This is a genomic window from Ruegeria sp. A4 (assembly GCF_056543025.1).
Map to the genome: position 1 here is coordinate 1 of NZ_JBQGAW010000005.1, position 20,583 is coordinate 20,583.

Here is a 20,583-nt window from a genome sequence, read left to right on the forward strand (position 1 = left end):
ATCCGTCCGTTTCAGCAGTTTATCCAGCTTGCGGGATAAACGGCTCACCAGTTTCGTCTATACAACTCTCAAAGAAATTTGCGACAGAACCACGCCTAGTATTCCGCTTCCCCAGGTTGGCGGCGGTAGTGGCGGCGGTGGCGACAAAGAGAAAAACATCCGCCCTACGCCGGTGGAACGGCTAGGTAAATCTGGTTAAGAGGACCGCCCTTCGGACACCTAAATTGGTCTCGATGAGGCAGTCGTTCCACAACAAGCCCATGGCAATCATTAACTTGGTTGCCATGGGCTCTTCTCCGACCGGCATAAAGACGGAAAAGCAGTTTATTGAATGGGTGGAAGAAGTCAGGTCAGCCGGGCACGAATGTCGGCTGACCCTGGAAGCTATTCAATCAATTTCGGGCAGCCAAAACCCACCCCGCTCCCAACGGTAAACGCGGTCAACCAATTTCGACGGGCAACAGTTTGAATCATCCTCAGCTAAGTCTTTCCCGACGATATGAAGTCGGGTGGGCGAGAGCGCTTCTACTGATGTCAATCCCCGTGACGGCATACCGACGATGTCAATTTCGGTCGTAGCCCACATGTCGACATAGGCTGCAAAAGGCCGATATTCAGGAACACGCACAACGACCGGAGTGAAAGCGGCTGTTCCTGTTCCACCTGCACAGCCTACGTCCGCAACAGGAAATGCGATATATGTGCTAATATCAAAATCGTCTGTGCCAAGATCCGCAATCAACGTTTTTTCGGCTTCTGAACCCACGCAACCGACAGCATTAACAAATCTGTCCACTTGCTCGTTTACAATAGCCTCTCTGTCAGCATCCATTGCTGTTGCACTCGACGCAAGCAATGCCATCACACCAGTGGAAGCGAGAAATTTTTTCATTTTTTGCCTTACTTGAAACCACAAATTGTTCTGCTTTTAATAAAGGCTGGGTTGGGTTCTTCAACTCAAAAGTGAGCTGTCTCCCGGCCATCGAGGTGATCCGAACTCACTCCCACGGCCGGGTCCGGTTCAGCAAGAACACCCCACCTGGTTCACAGCGCTACTTCTGCCGGCGACCTGTGGTCCAGCTCACTGCAAACAGTGAACATCAACAAATCCGCGAAATTTGCCGCGGTACAAGCTCGTGAGACCTCGCTACCACACTCATGCTTCCTGGCACCCGAATAGTCATTGCTGCTCAGGTGTCGGAGGATATTAGTGTGGATGACGCGTTGTTCTGGTGTCATTCTGATTGCCTTGACGACGCAATATTCCTAATGAAATTGGCTCCACCAAGTGTAATACAGGCGACTAGAACACAATGAAAAAAATAGTCCTCTCAGTAACTTTCGGAATGGTCGCATCAGCAAGCGTGGCTGAGACCATCCATTTATACTCTGACACGCATGATCTTCCGCCGCCGTACTCACAAGAGTGGCGAGCGACTCCTGAAGACAAAGCATTCGAAGAGCAACTTGACCGCGAAGTTTACATCCGTGGCGAAGGCAAACTCGGTGAGTTCTTCGGTGTCTTGTATGTCGATTGCGAACAGCCAAAATACTCAAGATGGCTTGTATCCGATGGGTTCCTCGACCCTGAAGACGTTCCGGCTCAGGCCATCAAGAACCTGCGGAAAGTGATCTGCGATACCGGCGAAGAAGCATAATTAAGATCGCGATTGAAATAAAGGGGACCAAAAGGGGGATCAGGTGCCCCCTGCCCCGATCAACAGTAACTGTAACAGAATCCAGGTGGTCAACCCGTACATGTAAGGGTGAGTCAGATTGACCCAGTTTGGTGGCGTTGGGCTGAAACAGAGAGAAACTCACGGTGGCGACGCAATTCTTACTTAAACGCACCGCGCTACCAGGCTTTTGAAGGCTTTCGCCGAAACCTGCGCCAACCCGAAATCATAGCATTTGACGTACTTAACGAACGCGCACGGTTTATTGTCGACCATACTGAAAACTCAGGCGTGTCAGTCGGGGATGAAAATACAGATGAAGCCCCCTTCTAGAGGCGGTATCCTTGATGCCGTCTAGTAAGCAGATTCTCATTTGATTTCAAAAGTATTTGAGAAGCGACCGTGGTGCACAAGCCGAGGCTGCTCAGCGATTACGGCTCTTCCTTTGTCGCCGCCGAGCTGGCTGACTATCTCGAAGGCAAAGGCATGGATCATGTGCGCGGTGCGCCACATCACCCGTAGACCCAGGGCAAGATCGAGCACTGGCACCAAACAGTGAAGAACCGCGTGCTGCTGGAAAACTACTTCCTGCCAAGCGACCTGGAACGTCAGATCGGCGCCTTCGTCGACCCCTATGACAACCATCGCTAACACGAGAGTCTGGAGAACCTGACCCCTGCCGATGTCTACCACGGTCGCGGGGCAAAGATCCTGAAGATGAGAGAGAAGATCAAGAAAAAGACAATCCGAAAACGCCGGTTGCAGCATCAAGCCGCCGCCGCCTAAACTCAGACAGAAATCGAACCAGAGCCTCCGTTACCAAACTGCTTGCGCTGTCCGGAAAACTCTGACGACGGACAGTCCGGTATTCGATAAAAGCACCAAAATGCCCAACCCACTGTGCCCTTAGCCGGACGGAAGTCTATCAAAATGATTTTAGAGAAAGCCACGCAACACTACGATGAGAAACCATTATAAATTAGCACTTTAGGCTTGCAAAGGTGAGTTGTTGTTTGCAGCTTGCCGTCAACAAAAAGGAGAGTTTTGAACTATGAAGACAGTCACCGCGTTTGTGGCATCCCTGTTTATCCTTCCTGTAGCTTTGGCAGCGCAAGTCACCAAAGATTATGCACCGTTCATGGGTGAATGGCGCATGGTTGGGAAGCCGATCCATATGCGCGTCTTTGTTCAGGATGGTGCAGTGGTTGCAGAAGGTTGTATCCTCAAAGAAGGGTATGAGCCGACATCAACTTCGGGAAGGGCCGAGATCTTCCTTGAAAACGGCGTCAAACAACTTCACGCGCCAGGGTTGGGAGCGGCTGCAGTTGAGAATGAGAACTTCCTGAGGGTCGGAAGAAACACTCTTTTGACGCGCACCTCCAGTAAGGAATGGCCCTGCGATAACCCTTATCATGACATTCTGGGATCCTACACGGCGGTCGGAATGTATACTCAAGGCAAGCTCTCACCGTTCACAGCGTACGACGTTCAAATGATTGTTTTCCGCGTGGCTGATACGGTCTTTGCGAAAGAGTGCATGGCGGGCGGCAATCTCAAGGCTCGCGCGCATATCGAGCGATTGACCTATAAAGACAAGACGTACTTTAGCGCTGATCGTGGAACACCTTACGAGGTCACTCCACTCGATGAGGACAAGACGCTTACCAAGGGTGCAGTTGTCTACCGTCCAGACGATGATCTGATCTGGGCCTGCCCGGAAACATAAAATCCAGAAGGCGATACGGTAACCTCGGGTGAGAGTTACCATATCTCCTGCATTAGAGTGGAACCTCGTTCCTGTCGTAGCCCGTTCACAACCTGCAGACAAGTTGGCAATGCCCCCAACTTCATGATGCCCGAACAGGCGCTGTACGCCGCGTTTCCAGAGCGTAGGCATGTACCATCGAAAGTACGGGCCTTTGTCGACTACTTTGCCGACCATTTGGGGAAAGGGCCTCCTTACTGGGATCGTGACGCAGGGCTTACTGCGCTCCTCTAACTAATCCAAACACGAACATATCCACTGTTTCGCCATACATCGCGGCGTGACGCTTCGTCGGGGTTCCGTTGCAAAGTTTTCGCTTGGTCAGAACCCGGCGAAGGGTTCGACCCAGCTTCAAATCTTTCATCTTGCAAACCCCCCACCCGCCTTACGCGCAAAAACTGACCGTTTTGATCGCTACTTTTCGTACAACCCCAAGCTTCTATCATATCCGATAATTTTTCTTATCATTTGGAACTGCTCTAGCCGAGATTGTGTTCAGTGAGTAGCCGTCATATCACCTTATTCCCGTGTCACATGTTGCATGCCGAAATCTCGAGCAGGTATCGGGCGCCCTTCCGTGATCTAAACGTGCGAACCCGAACAAGACCCCGTGGTTTTAGGCCCCGACAACACTCCGTGAAACTGACCGTTCCTGAACCAACGTCAATGATCGAAGCCACAAGCCCCGTCTCAAGCTGCGGCGGCATCGATCAAGGGACACGATTTCAAGGCAAAAAAATTATGGGCAGTATTCCCTTGCTGAGAACGCCCAGGCATTAGCGACAAGACAAAGGCGCCGGATTCAACCGGCGCCTTTTCTCGGGCCTTCAAACCAAACCTTACCCGTGGGTAAGATCGTCTTCTTCGGGAAGAGCATCGATGAAAGCAGCTATTGCCGCCTCAAGTTTGCTGCGATCAACACGCGTAAAGTCCAAATCATATCTCAACTCAATTCGACCACTGGATGCCGAGCACTTGGCGATCCCTGCCCGTCCTGACACCTGAAACGTGGTCTTTGCACGTCGTGGTTTATCGGCGCTTTCAACCGGAGTCTTCTTCGCCACGCTTGTTTCCGGCGCGCCCAGAAATGACCTGAGGATAGCAACCTCACGCGCTCCGTCACGGTCCGGCTCGCTCATGACCGCGGCACTCACCTGGCGCACCAAACCGGGCGTTGCATCCAGCTTGCGCTTCAGCTCTACGCCTACGTTGCGCGGAATGTCGTTCGGATGTTTCAGAACCTTGTCCAACATCATCAGCAAACTGGCAAATGACCTAATGTAACTCCGCTTTGTGTAACTGGCGGATTTGAACAGAGTGGAAACCGCCTTGTCTACATCCGGGCAATCATTTGCCGGGTCTTCGGCATACGCGCGCGCCAGAGCCCCCATTTCCGCAAACGAGATATCCTTGCGGATCAGGTTCTCATCAACCATGCGCCGGTAGCTGCTGTCGAGATCGCCCGCCTCTGAAATACCCGCTGGAATTCTGGCATAAGACTCATCGCCCGTTTCCTCATACAAGGCCCGATAGGCAGACAGGCGCCGCATCCCCTGGATCAGTTCAAATCGTCCGTCTGAGCGACGCTCAAGTCGAATGGGGTTGGACAATCCGATTTCCTGAATTGACGCTTTTAGCTCGTCCAGTTCCGGATCCGGCCCTGGTTTGCGATCCCGCGTCAGCTTTTCAAACAGAATGTCAGCCAATGCTACGCGTTCGGTCACCAGACCTTCGGACCGCAGGCGCACGAGTTCATGCGCAAGACGATCGTTTTCTGCGCGAATGGTTTCTTCCGTCGATTGCTGGTCGCGCAGCGCATCGGCATTTTCCGAAATGGCCGCAGCCATCGGGCCCCGCCGCTTTTCAAGAACCTTGTCCGGAACCTTGCCGACAGGAATGTCATCCATTGCGGGCAGGTCGATATCAAACATTCTGCGCTTGCGGCTCATGCGTCATCCTCCAGCTTGTCCCAGGCAGACAGCATCACACCTCGGAATTCCTCGTAAACATTGTCGAACGTCGAACGGGCCCGACGCCAGGTTTCGCGGGTCATTTCGCGATAATCCATTTCGTACACCGAGCTCAGAAAGCGGCCGGATTGCTCGACCGCGCGGGTCATTTCAACAGGGTGCTGGGCGACGTGGTCTCCGAAGACTTTCTGGAACGCGTCGAACATCGCCAGATGCAACGCGTTTCCGGGCTCGTACCTTGTAAGCAGGAACCGCAGTTCGCAGAAGGTTTTGGGAAGACCGATCTTACCCGTGGGTAAGGTTTTGTCGAACCCGTAGGCCAGGTCCTCCAAAGCTTCTGCCAGCTGACCGATAAAAGACGTGGTCGAGTCATATTCCCAGTACCCGGGGCCAGACGGAATGTACAACATGTCCGCCGCGAACACCGCGTTCATGGACTGATACCCAATGGCCGGCGGGCAATCGAACAGGATCAGGTCATAGGCGTCGTCAGGGATTTGATCCAGATACCGGGACACTGCGGCAAAGAAAGACCATTCAGGGTTCAGGTGGCGATACTGTGCCGAGGCAAATTCGACGAAGGCCGCGTTCGCGCAGGACGGGATCGCATCGATGGTGGACCATGACGTCCGTCTGATGAAATCGCTGATCCGCAGATCTCCAAGCCCCATATCGGTGATCGCCGGGGGCAGTTCCCGGCGGGGCAGGGCGGTGCCGGACTCGGCCGCGGCGGGCCGGTTGTTCATGCGCTCGGTCTCGCGGATCAGGTCACGCGCCATGATCCCCCAAACAGTGTAATCCTCGGCGACATCAGTCAGGCCCATTGAATGGCTCAGCGTGGCCTGCGGGTCGAAGTCAACGACAAGAACACGGTACCCATCAAGCGCGGCAGCATGCGCAAGATGCAACGCCACCGTTGACTTGCCCGCCCCGCCCTTGAAGTTCGCCACAGCCGCGCGAATGGCCCGCTTGCCCTCGGGACGCGGTGGCATGAGGGATTTACGATTCACCTTGAGCCGCCGCCGCAACTCATTCACCTCCTCCAGGCTGAACCAGCGCTGCCGCCCCTCGGGCTCAACCTCGCCTCCGGGCAGAGACGGATCAGCGGCCAGCTTTCCGCGAAAGGTTGACTGGTTGACCCGGAAGATCAGCTCGGACACCTCCCAGCTCGAAAACCGGCGGAGTGTCTTCTCCATCTCGGGGCTAAAGGTCTGCTGACGAATCCACCCCTGAAGTTTGAGAGATTGATTGCGCAATGCATTCAGGTCTTCGTGCGTGTACATGCCTCATGTCTCTTTGTTTGGAACGTAAATTTCTGTTCGTTTCTTATTTACGCCCGATTTGCGCTTTACGCAAAAGAAAATATGATGAAACTCAAATCTTACCCACGGGTAAGAAAACAAGGCCCTGCAAGGCCATCGCCGATTCGGCAGCGCAGAAGATGAAGGGTGACGATTCGCAACGCGCCCTCAACCGTATTTAGGGGGGCATTCTTCCTGGATCTGCGATATATAGGGGGACATAACAAGCCGATAAGGGGTCATCCTGAACGTCCCCCTTCACCAATACTTCACCAGATTTTTTTTATTTTTTGATCTGGATTGGCGCAATTTTCTGACCTGTTTCAGACTCTTCTTGACAGAATCGAAGCTTTGGACGCTAATTAGGCCAAGATGACGAAAAGCGTTGGCAAACAGCGCGAGATCGGCGGGACACACCCGTCTGAGGCAGACAGAGCGGTGAGAACGGGTATGCAGCTGGCTAAACCGGTCGGGCGAAATGCGGCGGCCTTGAAATACGATATACTTTCTGCGCTCACCATATATGCGTTGTCAGGCGACAAGCATCGGCAACGCAGCGTTCTGCGTATCATCGCATTGATTACGACGCGATATAACTGGCGAAACAACGAATTATCGATTGGACGCGAAGAAATTTCGCGCCTTTGGTCAGTGAACGAAAGGACCGTAAAGCGCGAAATGGCCAAATTTCGCGCATTAGGTTGGGTAACGGTCAAACGGCCTGCTGCACGGGGCCGGGTCGCGGTCTATGAAATCGACCTCAAACAGATCATGATCGATACGCAGGAGGTCTGGCCGATCATAGGTTCCGATTTCCAGGCCCGGATGAGCGAGGATTCCGAACCCGTTACAAATGTCGTGCCTTTCGCGGCAAAACCCCCGGGGCCTGAAATCAACACCCCCGAAGCCAAGCCCGAGGATGTCTGGTCGCAGGTGCAATCAATCCTTCACGGCCGCGATCCCGAGCTGTGGGCGAGTTGGTTCCAGCATCTGTCCGAGTCGGAAAGGGCAGGGGGGCGCGTCATTCTGGTTGCACCCTCGCGGTTCATGGCGGATTACATTGCACAGAAATGGACGGCACGATTGCTGGCCGCCTACAGCCGCGTCGATCCCAGTATCAGAACGGTTCATGTAAACGCAGCCGATTGAGGCTGTCAGGTGCGCAGAACGGCCGAGCAAAGGATGCATCATGATCAACCGAAATTTTCAACCATTTCGGGTCGAACAGTTTCTGTCCGAAACGGAACACGGGGTGGTCTTCAATTTCTCGGAAAGCGGCGTTCATCCAATGTCGTTGCAGGGATTGGTAGAGCTGGCCGGGATTGATCTCGACTCTCTGCTGACAACGATGATCGACTATCCGCAAGTCAATGGAAAGCAAACCCTGCGCGACACCATCGCAGGCTTGTATCCGGGGGCCTCGGCAGATGGGGTAATGGTCACGGTCGGAGCAACCGAAGCGAACACGCTTGTGGCCAACACCTTGTTGGAGCCCGGCGACAATGTTGTGTGTTTCCGACCGACCTATGAACAGATTTCAGGAAATGCCGCCAATCTGGGCAACGAAGTGCGTTGGGTCGATCTGATCGAATCCGCAGGGTGGGGCATAGACGCGGAAGCGCTGGAGCGGGCGGTCGATGACAGAACCCGCATCATCCATGTGGTGAACCCGAACAATCCAACGGGCCGTATTCTGACCGAAGCGGATCGCGCCCGTATCGTAACGGCCGCCGAGCGCGTTGGCGCCTGGATCGTTTCAGACGAGGTTTATGCCGGAACCGAGCGGGAAGGTGACACCGAAACGCCTTCGTTCTGGGGAAGTGCGGACAGGGTTCTTGTGGTGAACTCCATGTCCAAGGCCTATGGGCTTCCGGGGCTGAGGCTGGGATGGCTGGTTGGGCCCGAAGACATCATTCAGCACTGCTGGCGGCGGCACGAATATGCCTCGATCGCGGCATCCATGTTGTCGATGGAACTGGCGGACAAGGCGCTTGCCGAACCTGCACGGTCCAAGTTGAAGGCCCGCGCGCGCCGTCTGATCCGCACGGGGTTTGACGTTCTCACGGAAGAACTGGCGCGGCATCAGGGGGTGTTTTCAGTTGTACCACCTCAGGCGTCGGCCATGTCGTTCGTGCGGTTCAATCTACCGATCGCATCCGAGGCGTTCAGCATGCGCCTGTTGCGCGAAAAAGACGTGCTGGTCATTCCAGGGTCGCGGTTCGGGGTCGAGAACCATTTTCGGTTCAGCTCAGCCCTGCCAGAAGATCATCTGCGGGACGGGTTGGCCAAGTTGAATGATCTTACAGGAGACATCCTGAACGGAAGCTGAGAGTTTGCCGCCGAATTTGTGCGAAAGGTTCGGTGACATTTCTTTTGCCTTTTTCATACGTGTCGATAGGCTTCGCAAATGGAAGATTCACCTGTGCTTTCCGTCGAAAAACCGCCGCTGGATCACCTAGTCGGGTCCGCGGTGAAAACGCATCGCGCGCTGGCCGGGTTGACTCTGGCCGAATTGTCTCAGCGGTCCGGCGTGTCCACGGCGATGATTTCCAAGATCGAGCGCGGTCAGGTGTCAGCCTCACTGGCGACGCTTGAGGCCCTGGCCGGTGGAATCGGCGTTCCGTTGATCAACTTCTTCGCCGGCACGGTCGAACGCACGGATGTGTCATTTGTGGCTGCGGGCGAAGGCGTGACCGTACAACGGTTGGGCACCGGTTTCGGGCACAGTTACAAGCTGATCGGTCGGGCGGAAGCGAAACATGTCAGTTTCGAGAGTTTCAGCGTTACATTGGAAGGCCCGTTGGACGAACGCCCTCTTTACCAACATCAGGGTGTCGAATTCATCCACGTCACCGCCGGCGAGATGGTCTATGGCTGCGGTGAAGCCGCCTATCACATGCGGCCGGGCGACAGTTTAAGTTTTGATTCAAACGCCACTCATGGGCCGTTGGAGTTGAAAACTGACACGGTCAGCTTTGTCACCGTGGTTGCCAAGGCCGTGTCGGGCGACAATTGAAAAACGCCCGGCGACCAAGCCGGGCGTTAGGGAATCAAGGTGATCCGAGAAGAGTCAGAGACCCCATTTCTTGCGATTTTCCTCGAAGAACCCTTGCGCCTTTTTGACTTCGATCCAGTTGTTTACATAGTTGATCCACACCTGATCGGCCTGTGGCAGGATCATCGCGATGGGTGACGGCGAACGCGGGCCTGCATTCTTCACGCGTACCACCGGAAATTTCGCCTCGAGGGTCGAACCTTCGATGTTCGAAGTAATGAAGACATCCGCGCGTCCTGCGATTACTTCCTGAAAACCGCGGGCCGGAGCCTCGACCACCTTGATATCTGCGTTCGGGAACCATTCGCGGACGCGCTTTTCGAATGTTGTGCCCAGGGTAGTCGCGACTTTTACTCCGGGCTGGTTGATCGATTCATAACCGTCAAACTTGTCGGCCTTGTCCTTGGTCGTATAGGGGAAGAGTTCCACCGAAATATAGCTGTCGGAAAAACCTGCGACCTTCATGCGTGGCGGCGAAATCGATGCGGATCCGGTCAGGTGATACTTGCCTGCCACCACACCGTTGACCAGTGTTTTCCAGTCGGTGGGGACATATTCGACCTCGACCCCCAGATCGGCGGCCAGCTCGTTCATGATGTCGATGTCGTACCCTTTGTAGCTGTTGGTTGCAGGGTCGCGGAGCGACATGGGATTCCAATCGCCCGTGGTGCCCACCTTGAGCACGCCGGAATCCAGCACCTCGTTCAGTGCAGATTGCGCCTGCGCAGCGCCTGACAAGACAAGTCCAAGCGCAGCGGCGGCCGCAGCTTTCCAAAAAGTGTTCATCGGTTTCTCCCGTTGGTGGCGTTTCGACCTTGTGGCCGTATTCTTCATTGATTTAAGCCCAAAGGGAAAGATAACCTCAAGAAAATATTATACTGGGACTAAAACAGGGGCAGTTCATCTTATGCCAGACGCCGCAATCGAACTTGTGGGCGTGAACAAGTGGTTCGACACGTTTCACGTTCTCAAGGACATCAATCTGACGGTCAACAGCGGCGAAAAGGTGGTGATTTGCGGGCCTTCCGGGTCAGGAAAATCCACCGTTGTGCGATGTATCAACCAGTTGGAAAAACATCAGAAAGGCACCATCCGCGTAGATGGGATCGAGTTGACGGATGACGAGAAATCCGTGGCCAGGATCCGGTCCGAGGTTGGAATGGTGTTCCAGCAGTTCAACCTGTTCCCGCATCTGACCGTATTGGAAAACCTGACTTTGGGCCCGATCAAAGCGCGCGGTCTCGGCCGCAAAGAGGCAGAGGAAAAAGCGCGCCACTATCTGGACCGGGTGCATATTCCAGATCAGGCCGACAAAAAGCCCATTCAGTTGTCGGGTGGTCAGCAGCAACGCGTCGCCATCGCCCGGTCGCTGTGCATGGAGCCGCGTGTGCTGCTGTTTGACGAGCCGACCTCGGCACTGGACCCCGAGATGATCTCGGAAGTGTTGGACGTGATGGTCGAGTTGGCCAATGAGGGGATGACCATGGTGGTTGTCACGCATGAGATGGGGTTTGCCCGAAAGGTTGCCGACAAGATGATCTTCATGGATGCCGGTGAAATCGTCGAAGAAGGCAAGCCCGAACATTTCTTCACCAATCCTCAGTCCGATCGGTGTCGCAAATTCCTGTCCCAGATCCTGCAACACTGAGAGGGGCCGATGAAAAAACTTCTTCTCATTTTGCCTCTGCTTCTTCTGGCAGGCTGTTCGTCGTCGCAGACCTGGGGCTGGTACGTTATCGATCCGACGACGGCCTCGGGTTGGACCAATGTGAAATTCCTGATCTCGGGGATGGGCGCGACGATCCAGATTTCCCTGATCGCCGCCGTTCTGTCGATCGTCATCGGATTGCTGGTCGCCCTGCCGGGATTGTCCGAAAAACGTGGTTGGCGGGTTGTGAACCGGGTTTACGTGGAGTTCATCCGCGCCATTCCCCTGTTGCCGATGCTGTTCTGGGTGTTTTACGGCTTGCCCATCATGTTTCAGTCGATGGGTCTGAACATCCCCATCGATCCCTTCTGGGGGGCGATCATAACGTTGGCGATTTCAGACAGCGCCTTTACGGCCGAGATCTATCGCGCAGGCATTCAATCCATTGCGCGTGGACAGCGCGAGGCAGCGCAGACCATCGGGCTGAACTATGTGCAGACCATGCGCTATGTGATCCTGCCGCAGGCGATCCGGCGCATTCTGCCGCCTTTGGCAAACCAGTTCATCTACATCGTCAAGATGAGCGCCTTTGCCAGCGTCATCGGGATGCAGGAACTGACCCGCCGGGCGAATGAACTGGTGGTGACGGAATACCGCCCGCTGGAAATCTACACCCTGCTGATTTTCGAATACCTGATCCTGGTTTTGATCATCTCAGCCGGGGTGCGCTGGCTGGAGCGTCGCATGGGCGCGGACGAGCGCGGATAAGGAGTGAAGAAATGAACTGGAAAGATTTCATGGCCGAGACCGAGGCCAATATCGGAACCCTCTCGAAAGAAGTGCCTGAAACCGTGCGCGGCTTTGGCATCATGGGCAAGGCGGCCAAGACTGACGGGGCGCTGAGCGAGAAAACCAAAGAGTTCATGGCGCTCGGCATTGCGATCGCGACCCGCTGCGACAGTTGCATCGGATTCCACGTGCGTGCGCTGGTTCGGCTGGGCGCCACCCGCGCTCAGATGTGCGAGGCGTTGGCCATGGCCACCTATATGGGCGGCGGGCCGTCCTATGCCTACAGCGCCAAGGCGCTCAGGGCTTTTGACGAGTTTTCGGAGTAAGAAACATGCGTCCTGATCTGGCCGGAGCAGAGGGGTTTATTCGCAACAGCTGGTACGTCGCCGGACGGTCCGAGGATTTTGGCCGCAGCCTGAGTGCCGTGCGAATGCTGGGCGATGAGATCGTGATCTATCGTGACACAGCGGGCAAAGCGATCGCGTTGGAAGATGCTTGCCCGCATAGAAAGCTGCCGCTGTCTCGGGGCACCATCGAAGGGGATCATGTGGTTTGCGGCTATCACGGTCTGACATTCGGCTGCGGCGGTGAATGTGTCAGCGCCCCGACACAGTTGGACAATCCTCCGCGCCGCGCCGCCGTGCATGCGTACCCGGCCGAAGACCGCTGGGGGTTTCTTTGGCTGTGGATGGGGGACCCGGACAAAGCCAGCACAGACGATATCATCGACATCCCCAATTTCGACAACCCGTCCTGGGGCAAGACCCGGACCGGTGCGATGGAGATGGCGTGCCATTACCTTTACATTATCGACAACCTGCTGGATCCAAGCCATGTGGCCTGGGTGCATCTGACCTCGTTTGCCGGGGCAGGAACCGACAACCGCCCGCTGGATCTTGAAGAAACCGAAACCGGCGTCATTGTTTCGCGCTGGATCGCGGATGAACCCGCGCCGCCCTACTATGCGCCGATACTGCCGTTCGGGCCAAGCTGCGACCGCAAGCAGCATTACGAATGCCGTCTGCCGTCCACTGCGATCAACATGTCCGTTTACACTCCGGCCGGAGAAGGCGGGGCGGATCGGCCGATGTCGCCCAATGCCTTTGTCAATATTTCGTACAACTTCATCACACCGGTCGATGCGGAAACATCGCGGTATTTCTGGTTCCAGCACCGCAACATGCACGCGGATGACACAGCCATGTCGCAGCGCATGTTCGAAGGCGCGGTCATGGCTTTCAACGAGGACAAAGAGGTTCTGGAACACGTTCAAACCGGCATGGCGCGGCGCAAGACCGGCTATATCAACCTCGGGCTGGACGCGGGCGCGATGCGGTTCCGCGCACGGGTTGCAAAGCTGATCGCGCAGCAGGCCGGCTGATCATCAGGCCGACAAGCGCCCGTTCGCGCCCTGGCCCACGTGTCGGGCCGGGGCGTCGAAAACCGCTTTGATGCAGGGATACCGGTCGAGAATTTCAGCCCCACCGGGCAACAGATCGGCCCGGAGAACACCGGCATCCCAGATCGAAACACCATCCACGCGGATCGTCGGGTCCAGCACGTTCAGCGAAATCTCACCCGGCGCATAATGCCCACATGTGTGAAAGTGCAGCAGGCGTGGATTGCCAAAGGCCGACCCGCTCCAACGTTCAAAATTGCTTCGCGCCGGGGTCGTGTAGGCGCAGCCCGGGTGGATGCCTGCGTGCCAGGAATGCATGGTCAGGGGATCAAGGTCGAACATCTTTCCGACTTTTTCGTAATGCATCTGCGCGCAATGCACATCCATGGGATGGCCGTCAAAGCCGGTCAGGCGGTTGTTTTCGAACCGTATGGTCAGCGGTTCGCGCAGGTCACAGCCGTATGGTTCGTAGAATTTCGAACCGGTGCCGACCAGAAACCCGTCCTGAACCAGCACGCCGGAAAACCCCTGCGCGGGAACCGGGGCAAAGACCGACATCGGAAAACGCGCCACGCTGACATCCGCGGCACCTGCTGGGGGGAAGGCGGCGCCGGGGCCGGCGAAGTCGGTGCCCAATGGGCAGGTTACGTGGATATGCCCGGCATTGGCCAGCAGCCGGTTAACCGCGTTTTTCAATTCAACGAACCCGGTGTAGTTGGCGCGCCCGAAACCCGAGGCCAGCATTCCGGCGTCCAGCGCATATGACATGATGGGCCGAACGTCCCTCATTCCTGCGTCGAAACGAATCTGATCGCCGGAGCGGGACAGAAACAAGGTGCGATCCGCCGCTTCCATCACCGTTTTCAGATCCGCTGGCAGCGATGAACCCATGGGATCGAATGCGAGGGTTCGAACTGCGGTCTTGATCCGGTTCTGTCGCGCGCAGTCCAAGATAGCCTCGGTGATCTCGGCATCGTAATACCCGTTGGCCGCATCTTCGCAGACCACAAGCAACTGGTCGCCCGCCGTCAGGCCGCCGCATCTGAACAACAGGTTTTCGGCACCTGCCATAAGATCTGGACTGTGCATTCGCGTTGATCCTCAACAAATTCCCCGCGCTGGTATTTTACATCTTTCACGTTTCCGTGATCCAGAAAAAATTTCACCTTAAGAAAAAAATTAACTGACATGCCTGTGGGCTTTGTACATAAGCTGAGCCCGAACAAGACAGGAGACACAGCAATGAGCGCTTGGATCGAGATGATCTCGGACGACAAGGCCGAGGGCCGCCTGAAAGAGCTGCTGGACAAGGCCCGCACCCCTCATGGCACCGTGGATACGGTCATGCGTGTGCATTCATTGCGGCCCGAAACGATGAACGGGCATGTGACGCTGTACCGTTCGGTCCTGCATTCCGATGACAACCAGTTGCCATTCTGGTTCCTCGAAGTTGTCGCCAGCTATACTTCGATCCTGAACGATTGCACCTATTCACTGACCCATCACTTCATGAACGTGCGCAACCTGCTTAAGGATCAGCCGCGCAGTGACCGGATTTTCGTCGCGCTCAAGGCGCATCGGCCCGAGGATGAATTCGAGGGCAAGGAACTGGCGCTGCTGCGCTATGCCGCCAAGCTGACGACGGATGTTGGCAAAATGGTCAAGTCCGACTTCGAAGCGCTCAAGATTGCTGGCTGTGAGGATGGCGAGATCCTGGAGGTCAATCAGGTCTGCGCCTATTTCAATTATTCAAATCGGTTGCTGAACGGGTTGGGTGCAACGACCGAGAATGATGTGATCGGCTATTACAAGGGTGACGACTGACGGGTTGCGCCGGGTCTGGACCCCGTGCCGAGGAACATCGTTTCGGGCGGGTCAGCCTGTTGTTGCGGGCTGTGACGGTTTCACGCCCCACGTGTTTTCCTCGGCTGTTTTGCGGATGATCGCGCCGATCTTCAACAGGTTTTCGCTGAGCGGGTTGGTCTTTCGCCAGATCAGACCAATCGTCCGTGTCGGCGGCGTGTCCTGAAACCGGGCAATGGACACATCCGCGGATCGGGTTTCCAGCCCGACCGCCATTTCCGGTATCAGGGTCACACCGATGCCGGCGCCGACCATCTGAACCAGTGTGGAAAGCGAACTGCCCTCCATGATGTGCTGCGGTTCGATGTTGCGGATCGAACAGAAGGACAGGGCCTGATCCCTGAAGCAATGCCCCTCTTCCAGCAACAGCAGGCGCATGGTTCTCAGCTGCGAGGAACTTGGCATCGGCAGGTTGGCATCCTGCGCCGGGCGAACCAGCAGAAAATCTTCGTTGAACAGCGAGAACTCTCGGAGGTTGGGTTCCGAGACGGGCAGGGCAACGACACCGAAATCCAGTTTCGAATCCAGTATTTCACCGATCAACGTCTTGGTTATCGTTTCCTTGGGTTCGATGGTCAGTTGTGGGAAACGCTGCGACAGAGCTTTGATGATCGAGGGCAGCAGATAGGGTGCGACCGTGGGAATGACCCCGATTCTGATGCGGCCGGACAAGGGGCCCGAGGGAGATTGCACCAATTTCCCCAAATCCTCGACCCGGGTCAGGATTTCGCGGCCATGTTTCAGCACGTCTTCGCCAAGTGCAGTCAGGCGGGTTTGCCGGGCCGCGCGTTCGACCAGCGGCCCACCCATAATTGCCTCCAGCTCTTTGATTTGTATGGAAAGCGCAGGCTGCGATATCGCACTGGCCGCGGCGGCCTTGCCAAAGTGGCCGTGCGTGGCGAGCGCCTCGAAATAGCGCAGGTGTTTGAGGGTGAGTGCTTTCATATGAAAAATTAATCACAACGATAGTAATTACAAATTTCCAATTATCGAAGCCGTGGGGTACGAGTCAAGATATCTGAACCCCTAGGTAAATACTCAGGAGATTTACAATGGACGGTACCCCCCACAATCACCAATCCGGCGGCTGCCCTGTCATGCATGGCGGCAATACTGGAACGGGTAATTCCGTCACCAAGTGGTGGCCGGATGCGCTGAACCTGGACATTCTGAGCCAGCACGACACGCGCACCAACCCGATGGATGCGGATTACAATCACCGAGAAGCGGTCAAGGGCCTGGACTTCAAGGCGGTTCGTGCCGATGTCGAGGCGCTGCTGACCGACAGTCAGGACTGGTGGCCGGCAGACTGGGGTCACTATGGTGGGCTGATGATCCGTCTGGCGTGGCACTCGGCCGGATCTTACCGTCTGGGGGATGGTCGAGGTGGCGCCGGTTCGGGCAACATCCGGTTCGCGCCGCTGAATTCATGGCCGGACAATGCAAGCCTGGACAAAGCCCGCCGTCTGCTGTGGCCGGTGAAAAAGAAATACGGCAACGCGCTGTCCTGGGCCGATCTGATCGTTCTGTCGGGCACGGTGGCGTATGAATCCATGGGATTGAAGACCTTTGGTTTCGGCTTTGGTCGCGAAGACATCTGGGGCCCCGAGAAAGATGTTTACTGGGGTTCTGAAAACCAGTGGCTGGCCCCGTCCGAGAACCGCTATGGCGATCTGGAAACCCCCGGCACGCTGGAAAACCCTCTGGGTGCGGTGCATATGGGACTGATCTATGTGAACCCCGAAGGCGTGAACGGCAATCCGGATCCGGCCAAAACCGCGATGCATATCCGTGAAACCTTTGCGCGTATGGCGATGAATGACGAAGAGACCGCGGCATTGACCTGCGGGGGCCATACCGTCGGCAAAGCCCATGGTGCGATGCCCGGCGACAATATCGGCGCCGAACCCGAAGCCTGCCCGGTGTCCAGCCAGGGTCTGGGATGGGAAAACCCTGATCAGAACGGTAAAGCGGCCAACGCCTTTACCTCGGGGATCGAAGGGGCGTGGACGAAAGAGCCGTTGAAATTTGACATGGGCTATTTCGACTATCTGTTCGGCTACGAGTGGGAACTGGGCAAATCACCCGCAGGTGCCCATCAGTGGCAGCCCGTCGATATGCCCGAAGACGAAAAGCCGGTCGACCCGACCGACCCCTCTGTTCGTCGCATGCCGATGATGACTGATGCGGATATGGCGATGAAGGTCGACCCGACCTATAACGCGATCTGTCAGAAATTCATGGCGGATCCGGACTATTTTGCCGATACATTTGCACGTGCCTGGTTCAAGTTGACTCACCGCGACATGGGTCCGCGCGTCAACTATTATGGCCCGGACGTGCCGTCGGAAGACCTGATCTGGCAGGATCCGATCCCGGCCGGTTCGACAGATTACGACACAAATGCCGTAAAGGCCAAGATCGCAGACAGCGGCCTGACCATCGCCGAGATGATCACCACTGCCTGGGACAGTGCCCGAACCTTCCGCGGTTCGGACAAGCGTGGCGGCGCAAATGGGGCGCGCATCCGACTGGCGCCGCAAAAGGACTGGGCAGGCAACGAACCCGAACGTCTGGCGAAAGTGCTGGGTGTGCTGGAGCCGATCGCGGCGGAAACCGGTGCCTCGATTGCCGACGTGATCGTTCTGGCGGGCAATGTCGGGCTGGAGCAGGCGATCAAGGCCGCAGGCTTTGACGTGGCGGTTCCGTTCTCGGCCGGTCGCGGCGACGCGTCGATCGAGCAGACCGACGTGGACAGCTTCTCGGTACTTGAGCCGCTGGCGGACGGGTTCCGCAACTGGCAGCTGAAGGAATACGCGGTCTCGCCAGAGGCGATGATGCTGGATCGCGCGCAACTGCTGGGTCTGACCGCGGCCGAGATGACCGTTCTGGTCGGTGGTCTGCGTGTGTTGGGTGCCAACCATGGCGGATCGCCACATGGCGTCTTCACCGACCGGGTGGGCCAGCTGACAACCGACTTTTTCGTCAACCTGACGGATATGTCGCTGAGCTGGCATCCGGTTGACGGAGGCACCTATGAACTGCGCGACCGCGCCTCGGGTGAGGTCAAGTTCACCGCAACCAGCGCTGATCTGGTCTTCGGATCGAACTCGATCCTGCGCAGCTATGCTGAGGTCTACGCTCAGGACGACAATGCCGAGAAGTTCGTGCGCGACTTTGTGGCGGCATGGACCAAGATCATGAACAACGACCGGTTCGATCTGGTTGCCTGAAACATATAGTAAATCAGGCGGGGACATCCTCGCCTGATATTCTTTTCAGGGGGCTGCATGCGCTGATCCGCGCTGTGCCGAGACTCGCTCACACAGTCATGAAGAGATCTTTGTATCGGTCACGCAGAATGTTCTTTTGAACCTTGCCCATCGTGTTGCGGGGCAGTTCATCCAGAACGATCAGCTTGCGCGGATGCTTGAACCGGGCCAGACCTTCGCGGACTGCGCCCGTAATCGCCTCCGGATCAGGGGTCTGGCCGGGCTCTGCCACGATGACGCCAACTACCGTTTCTCCGAAATCGGGATGTGGCACGCCGATCACGGCGCTTTCCAGAACACCGGGTTGATCATCGAGAACAATCTCGATCTCTTTTGGGTAGATGTTGTAGCCGCCCGAAATGATCAGATCCTTGTTGCGGCCAACGATATGGACGTACCCAACCTCGTCGATGCGGCCCAGATCACCGGTGATGAAAAAGCCGTTGTCACGCAGTTCGGCAGCGGTTTTTTCAGGCATCTGCCAATACCCTTTGAAGACGTTGGGCCCGCGCACTTCAATTATGCCGATCTCGCCCGCAGGCAGGGTATTGCCGTCTGAATCACAGATCTTCAGTTCGACCCCGGGCAGCGGGTGCCCGACCGTTCCGGCGCGCCGCTCGCCGTCATATGGGTTTGACGTGTTCATGTTGGTTTCAGTCATGCCATAACGTTCAAGGATGCGATGACCCGTTCGTTCTTCGAACTGCACATGGGTTTCCGCCCGCAGCGGTGCCGATCCGGAAACGAACAGGCGCATATGGGCGGCCAGTTCCCTGGTAAAACGCGGGTCGTCCAACAGGCGCGTATAGAAGGTTGGGACGCCCATCATCGACGTGGCACAGGGCAATTTGTCGATGATCTGGTCCAGATCGAATTTGGGCAGCCAGATCATGCATCCACCTGCGGCCAGCATGATATTGGTCGCGACGAACAGCCCGTGCGTGTGAAAGATCGGCAGGGCATGCAGCAGCACATCCTGCGAGGTGAAGCGCCATTCCTTGACCAGTGTCCGTGCGTTCGACAGCAGATTGTTCTGGGTCAGCATGGCGCCCTTGGACCGGCCTGTGGTTCCCGACGTGTAAAGGAACGCTGCCAGATCCTCGCCATCGCGGGCGACAGTTTCGAAACGTGTCGGCATGGTCGCGGCCAAATCTGTCAGAGACCCGGTGCCATCCGCGTTCAGCGTCTCTACCCGGGCGCCCAGCTGCGCGCCGACAGGGGTGAGTTTTCCTTCTCTTTCGGTGTCGCAGATAATCAGCGAGGCCCCGCTGTTTTCGATGAAATAGGTCAATTCATCGACCGTGTAGGCGGTGTTCAGCGGCAGGAACACCAGACCGGCCTGGGCGCAGGCAGCATAAAGCGCCAGCGCCTCGGGGGTTTTTTCAACCTGCGCCGCAACGCGGTCACCGGGGTTCAGGCCCAGATGCGTGGCCACATGCGCAATCTGCGCCGCTTTGCCCAGGAAATCCTGGTGAGAGATCGTTGTCCCGTCCAGTAGCTGCAAAAAAGGTGTGCCTTTGCCGGCGTGGATGCCGAACAGGCCGTCATACAGAGGGTTAGCCATCAGGTTTACCTTTCTTGAGATATGAAAAGAGAGGTGGATGCAGCGAGGAAATTGATCTCGAATGGGGCGATCATCTCATGGGTCGTGGCGAATTGGTTGTGGTACTGGGCAACACGGGTCATTTCATACAGGTAGTTCACCAAAGTGCCAACGGATCGGGCCGGGATTGCGTTGGCCTGAACCGAATGAACAAAAGCACTGTTACCCAAATGAAACTGTGCAATTGAATCCAGGGGCGTGTGCCTCATTCCCCTGATACTGCGCAGTTGCAACCGCCAACA

General features: G+C 56.3%; 20 protein-coding genes and 1 pseudogene. 13 read left to right on the forward strand and 8 right to left on the reverse strand.

Going from position 1 to position 20,583, the window contains the following annotated elements; translation table 11 throughout:
* On the forward strand, positions 1 to 199 hold a 199-nt coding region (locus ACR0E2_RS14470), incomplete at its 5' end, for a hypothetical protein (protein WP_480446871.1).
* A 189-nt stretch (positions 200 to 388) separates the two neighbouring features.
* Here the strand turns inward: ACR0E2_RS14470 and ACR0E2_RS14475 are convergent.
* Positions 389 to 892, reverse strand: coding sequence for a hypothetical protein (locus tag ACR0E2_RS14475; protein WP_480446872.1), 504 nt, complete (start codon positions 890 to 892; stop codon positions 389 to 391).
* Positions 893 to 1,313: 421 nt separating this feature from the next.
* Between ACR0E2_RS14475 and ACR0E2_RS14480 the strand changes: the two genes are divergently transcribed.
* The 3 genes and pseudogenes from ACR0E2_RS14480 (at position 1,314) to ACR0E2_RS14490 (ending at position 3,402) form a co-directional block, all read left to right on the forward strand.
* Positions 1,314 to 1,658, forward strand: coding sequence for a hypothetical protein (locus ACR0E2_RS14480; protein ID WP_480446873.1), 345 nt, complete (start codon positions 1,314 to 1,316; stop codon positions 1,656 to 1,658).
* Positions 1,659 to 2,069: 411 nt separating this feature from the next.
* A pseudogene (locus tag ACR0E2_RS14485) lies at positions 2,070 to 2,462 on the forward strand (integrase core domain-containing protein); the annotation flags it as partial.
* Between the two features lie 265 nt (positions 2,463 to 2,727).
* Positions 2,728 to 3,402 (forward strand): hypothetical protein, encoded by a 675-nt coding sequence (locus ACR0E2_RS14490; protein ID WP_480446874.1) that lies wholly within the window; start codon positions 2,728 to 2,730, stop codon positions 3,400 to 3,402.
* A gap of 878 nt (positions 3,403 to 4,280) precedes the next feature.
* On the opposite strand, the gene ACR0E2_RS14495 is transcribed toward ACR0E2_RS14490, so the two are convergent.
* Together ACR0E2_RS14495 and ACR0E2_RS14500 are read right to left on the reverse strand one after the other, a co-directional pair.
* Positions 4,281 to 5,390, reverse strand: coding sequence for a ParB/RepB/Spo0J family partition protein (locus ACR0E2_RS14495; RefSeq protein ID WP_480446875.1), 1,110 nt, complete (start codon positions 5,388 to 5,390; stop codon positions 4,281 to 4,283).
* On the reverse strand, positions 5,387 to 6,694 hold the full coding sequence (locus tag ACR0E2_RS14500) for an AAA family ATPase (protein WP_171118234.1): 1,308 nt from the start codon (positions 6,692 to 6,694) through the stop codon (positions 5,387 to 5,389). Before ACR0E2_RS14500 ends, ACR0E2_RS14495 begins: the two co-directional genes overlap by 4 nt.
* A 390-nt stretch (positions 6,695 to 7,084) precedes the next feature.
* Between ACR0E2_RS14500 and ACR0E2_RS14505 the strand changes: the two genes are divergently transcribed.
* The 3 genes from ACR0E2_RS14505 (at position 7,085) to ACR0E2_RS14515 (ending at position 9,728) form a co-directional block, all read left to right on the forward strand.
* A complete protein-coding gene (locus tag ACR0E2_RS14505) occupies positions 7,085 to 7,861 on the forward strand; it encodes a DnaA N-terminal domain-containing protein (protein ID WP_480446876.1) in 777 nt (258 codons plus the stop codon).
* Between the two features lie 40 nt (positions 7,862 to 7,901).
* On the forward strand, positions 7,902 to 9,041 hold the full coding sequence (locus ACR0E2_RS14510; RefSeq protein ID WP_480446877.1) for an aminotransferase class I/II-fold pyridoxal phosphate-dependent enzyme: 1,140 nt from the start codon (positions 7,902 to 7,904) through the stop codon (positions 9,039 to 9,041).
* A gap of 78 nt (positions 9,042 to 9,119) precedes the next feature.
* Positions 9,120 to 9,728, forward strand: coding sequence for a helix-turn-helix domain-containing protein (locus ACR0E2_RS14515; protein ID WP_171229335.1), 609 nt, complete (start codon positions 9,120 to 9,122; stop codon positions 9,726 to 9,728).
* A 54-nt stretch (positions 9,729 to 9,782) separates the two neighbouring features.
* On the opposite strand, the gene ACR0E2_RS14520 is transcribed toward ACR0E2_RS14515, so the two are convergent.
* Positions 9,783 to 10,553, reverse strand: a complete 771-nt coding sequence (locus tag ACR0E2_RS14520; protein WP_171229336.1) for a transporter substrate-binding domain-containing protein — start codon at positions 10,551 to 10,553, stop codon at positions 9,783 to 9,785.
* 121 nt (positions 10,554 to 10,674) lie between these two features.
* On the opposite strand from ACR0E2_RS14520, the gene ACR0E2_RS14525 reads away from it, so the two are divergent.
* From ACR0E2_RS14525 to ACR0E2_RS14540, 4 genes are read left to right on the forward strand one after another with little or no spacing between them, the layout of a single operon-like run.
* Positions 10,675 to 11,415 carry an amino acid ABC transporter ATP-binding protein gene (locus ACR0E2_RS14525; protein WP_171331557.1) on the forward strand — a complete coding sequence of 247 codons (741 nt, stop codon included), beginning with the start codon at positions 10,675 to 10,677 and terminating at the stop codon, positions 11,413 to 11,415.
* Positions 11,416 to 11,424: 9 nt separating this feature from the next.
* Positions 11,425 to 12,183 (forward strand): amino acid ABC transporter permease, encoded by a 759-nt coding sequence (locus ACR0E2_RS14530; RefSeq protein WP_480446878.1) that lies wholly within the window; start codon positions 11,425 to 11,427, stop codon positions 12,181 to 12,183.
* Between the two features lie 11 nt (positions 12,184 to 12,194).
* Positions 12,195 to 12,530, forward strand: coding sequence for a carboxymuconolactone decarboxylase family protein (locus ACR0E2_RS14535; protein ID WP_171640753.1), 336 nt, complete (start codon positions 12,195 to 12,197; stop codon positions 12,528 to 12,530).
* A gap of 5 nt (positions 12,531 to 12,535) precedes the next feature.
* The gene (locus ACR0E2_RS14540) at positions 12,536 to 13,585 is read left to right on the forward strand and encodes an aromatic ring-hydroxylating dioxygenase subunit alpha (RefSeq protein WP_480446879.1); all 1,050 of its coding nucleotides are present in this window, start codon (positions 12,536 to 12,538) and stop codon (positions 13,583 to 13,585) included.
* 3 nt (positions 13,586 to 13,588) lie between these two features.
* On the opposite strand, the gene ACR0E2_RS14545 is transcribed toward ACR0E2_RS14540, so the two are convergent.
* The gene (locus ACR0E2_RS14545) at positions 13,589 to 14,692 is read right to left on the reverse strand and encodes a hypothetical protein (RefSeq protein ID WP_480446880.1); all 1,104 of its coding nucleotides are present in this window, start codon (positions 14,690 to 14,692) and stop codon (positions 13,589 to 13,591) included.
* A gap of 153 nt (positions 14,693 to 14,845) precedes the next feature.
* Between ACR0E2_RS14545 and ACR0E2_RS14550 the strand changes: the two genes are divergently transcribed.
* A complete protein-coding gene (locus tag ACR0E2_RS14550) occupies positions 14,846 to 15,427 on the forward strand; it encodes a carboxymuconolactone decarboxylase family protein (protein ID WP_171118213.1) in 582 nt (193 codons plus the stop codon).
* Between the two features lie 51 nt (positions 15,428 to 15,478).
* On the opposite strand, the gene ACR0E2_RS14555 is transcribed toward ACR0E2_RS14550, so the two are convergent.
* Positions 15,479 to 16,411, reverse strand: a complete 933-nt coding sequence (locus ACR0E2_RS14555; RefSeq protein WP_171363267.1) for a hydrogen peroxide-inducible genes activator — start codon at positions 16,409 to 16,411, stop codon at positions 15,479 to 15,481.
* A 107-nt stretch (positions 16,412 to 16,518) separates the two neighbouring features.
* Here ACR0E2_RS14555 and katG point away from each other — a divergent pair, with 107 nt between their 5' ends.
* On the forward strand, positions 16,519 to 18,699 hold the full coding sequence (gene katG / locus ACR0E2_RS14560; protein WP_480446882.1) for a catalase/peroxidase HPI: 2,181 nt from the start codon (positions 16,519 to 16,521) through the stop codon (positions 18,697 to 18,699).
* 88 nt (positions 18,700 to 18,787) lie between these two features.
* Here katG and ACR0E2_RS14565 read toward each other — a convergent pair whose 3' ends face one another.
* Complete coding sequence (locus ACR0E2_RS14565; protein ID WP_480446883.1) at positions 18,788 to 20,302, reverse strand: malonate--CoA ligase; 1,515 nt, start codon at positions 20,300 to 20,302, stop codon at positions 18,788 to 18,790.
* Positions 20,303 to 20,307: 5 nt separating this feature from the next.
* Entirely contained in the window at positions 20,308 to 20,550 is a 243-nt protein-coding gene (locus ACR0E2_RS14570) for a malonyl-CoA decarboxylase domain-containing protein (RefSeq protein WP_480446884.1), read from the reverse strand.
* Between the last annotated feature and the right edge of the window lie 33 nt (positions 20,551 to 20,583).

Coding starts and splice junctions, on each gene's coding strand:
- ACR0E2_RS14550 (WP_171118213.1), top strand. CDS start 14,846: ATGAGCGCTTGGATCGAGATGATCTCGGACGACAAGGCCGAGGGCCGC.
- ACR0E2_RS14570 (WP_480446884.1), bottom strand. CDS start 20,550: ATGAGGCACACGCCCCTGGATTCAATTGCACAGTTTCATTTGGGTAAC.
- ACR0E2_RS14530 (WP_480446878.1), top strand. CDS start 11,425: ATGAAAAAACTTCTTCTCATTTTGCCTCTGCTTCTTCTGGCAGGCTGT.
- ACR0E2_RS14535 (WP_171640753.1), top strand. CDS start 12,195: ATGAACTGGAAAGATTTCATGGCCGAGACCGAGGCCAATATCGGAACC.
- ACR0E2_RS14520 (WP_171229336.1), bottom strand. CDS start 10,553: ATGAACACTTTTTGGAAAGCTGCGGCCGCCGCTGCGCTTGGACTTGTC.
- ACR0E2_RS14505 (WP_480446876.1), top strand. CDS start 7,085: ATGACGAAAAGCGTTGGCAAACAGCGCGAGATCGGCGGGACACACCCG.
- ACR0E2_RS14475 (WP_480446872.1), bottom strand. CDS start 892: ATGAAAAAATTTCTCGCTTCCACTGGTGTGATGGCATTGCTTGCGTCG.
- ACR0E2_RS14545 (WP_480446880.1), bottom strand. CDS start 14,692: ATGCACAGTCCAGATCTTATGGCAGGTGCCGAAAACCTGTTGTTCAGA.
- ACR0E2_RS14555 (WP_171363267.1), bottom strand. CDS start 16,411: ATGAAAGCACTCACCCTCAAACACCTGCGCTATTTCGAGGCGCTCGCC.
- katG (WP_480446882.1), top strand. CDS start 16,519: ATGGACGGTACCCCCCACAATCACCAATCCGGCGGCTGCCCTGTCATG.
- ACR0E2_RS14515 (WP_171229335.1), top strand. CDS start 9,120: ATGGAAGATTCACCTGTGCTTTCCGTCGAAAAACCGCCGCTGGATCAC.
- ACR0E2_RS14565 (WP_480446883.1), bottom strand. CDS start 20,302: ATGGCTAACCCTCTGTATGACGGCCTGTTCGGCATCCACGCCGGCAAA.
- ACR0E2_RS14525 (WP_171331557.1), top strand. CDS start 10,675: ATGCCAGACGCCGCAATCGAACTTGTGGGCGTGAACAAGTGGTTCGAC.
- ACR0E2_RS14540 (WP_480446879.1), top strand. CDS start 12,536: ATGCGTCCTGATCTGGCCGGAGCAGAGGGGTTTATTCGCAACAGCTGG.
- ACR0E2_RS14480 (WP_480446873.1), top strand. CDS start 1,314: ATGAAAAAAATAGTCCTCTCAGTAACTTTCGGAATGGTCGCATCAGCA.
- ACR0E2_RS14495 (WP_480446875.1), bottom strand. CDS start 5,390: ATGAGCCGCAAGCGCAGAATGTTTGATATCGACCTGCCCGCAATGGAT.
- ACR0E2_RS14500 (WP_171118234.1), bottom strand. CDS start 6,694: ATGTACACGCACGAAGACCTGAATGCATTGCGCAATCAATCTCTCAAA.
- ACR0E2_RS14510 (WP_480446877.1), top strand. CDS start 7,902: ATGATCAACCGAAATTTTCAACCATTTCGGGTCGAACAGTTTCTGTCC.
- ACR0E2_RS14490 (WP_480446874.1), top strand. CDS start 2,728: ATGAAGACAGTCACCGCGTTTGTGGCATCCCTGTTTATCCTTCCTGTA.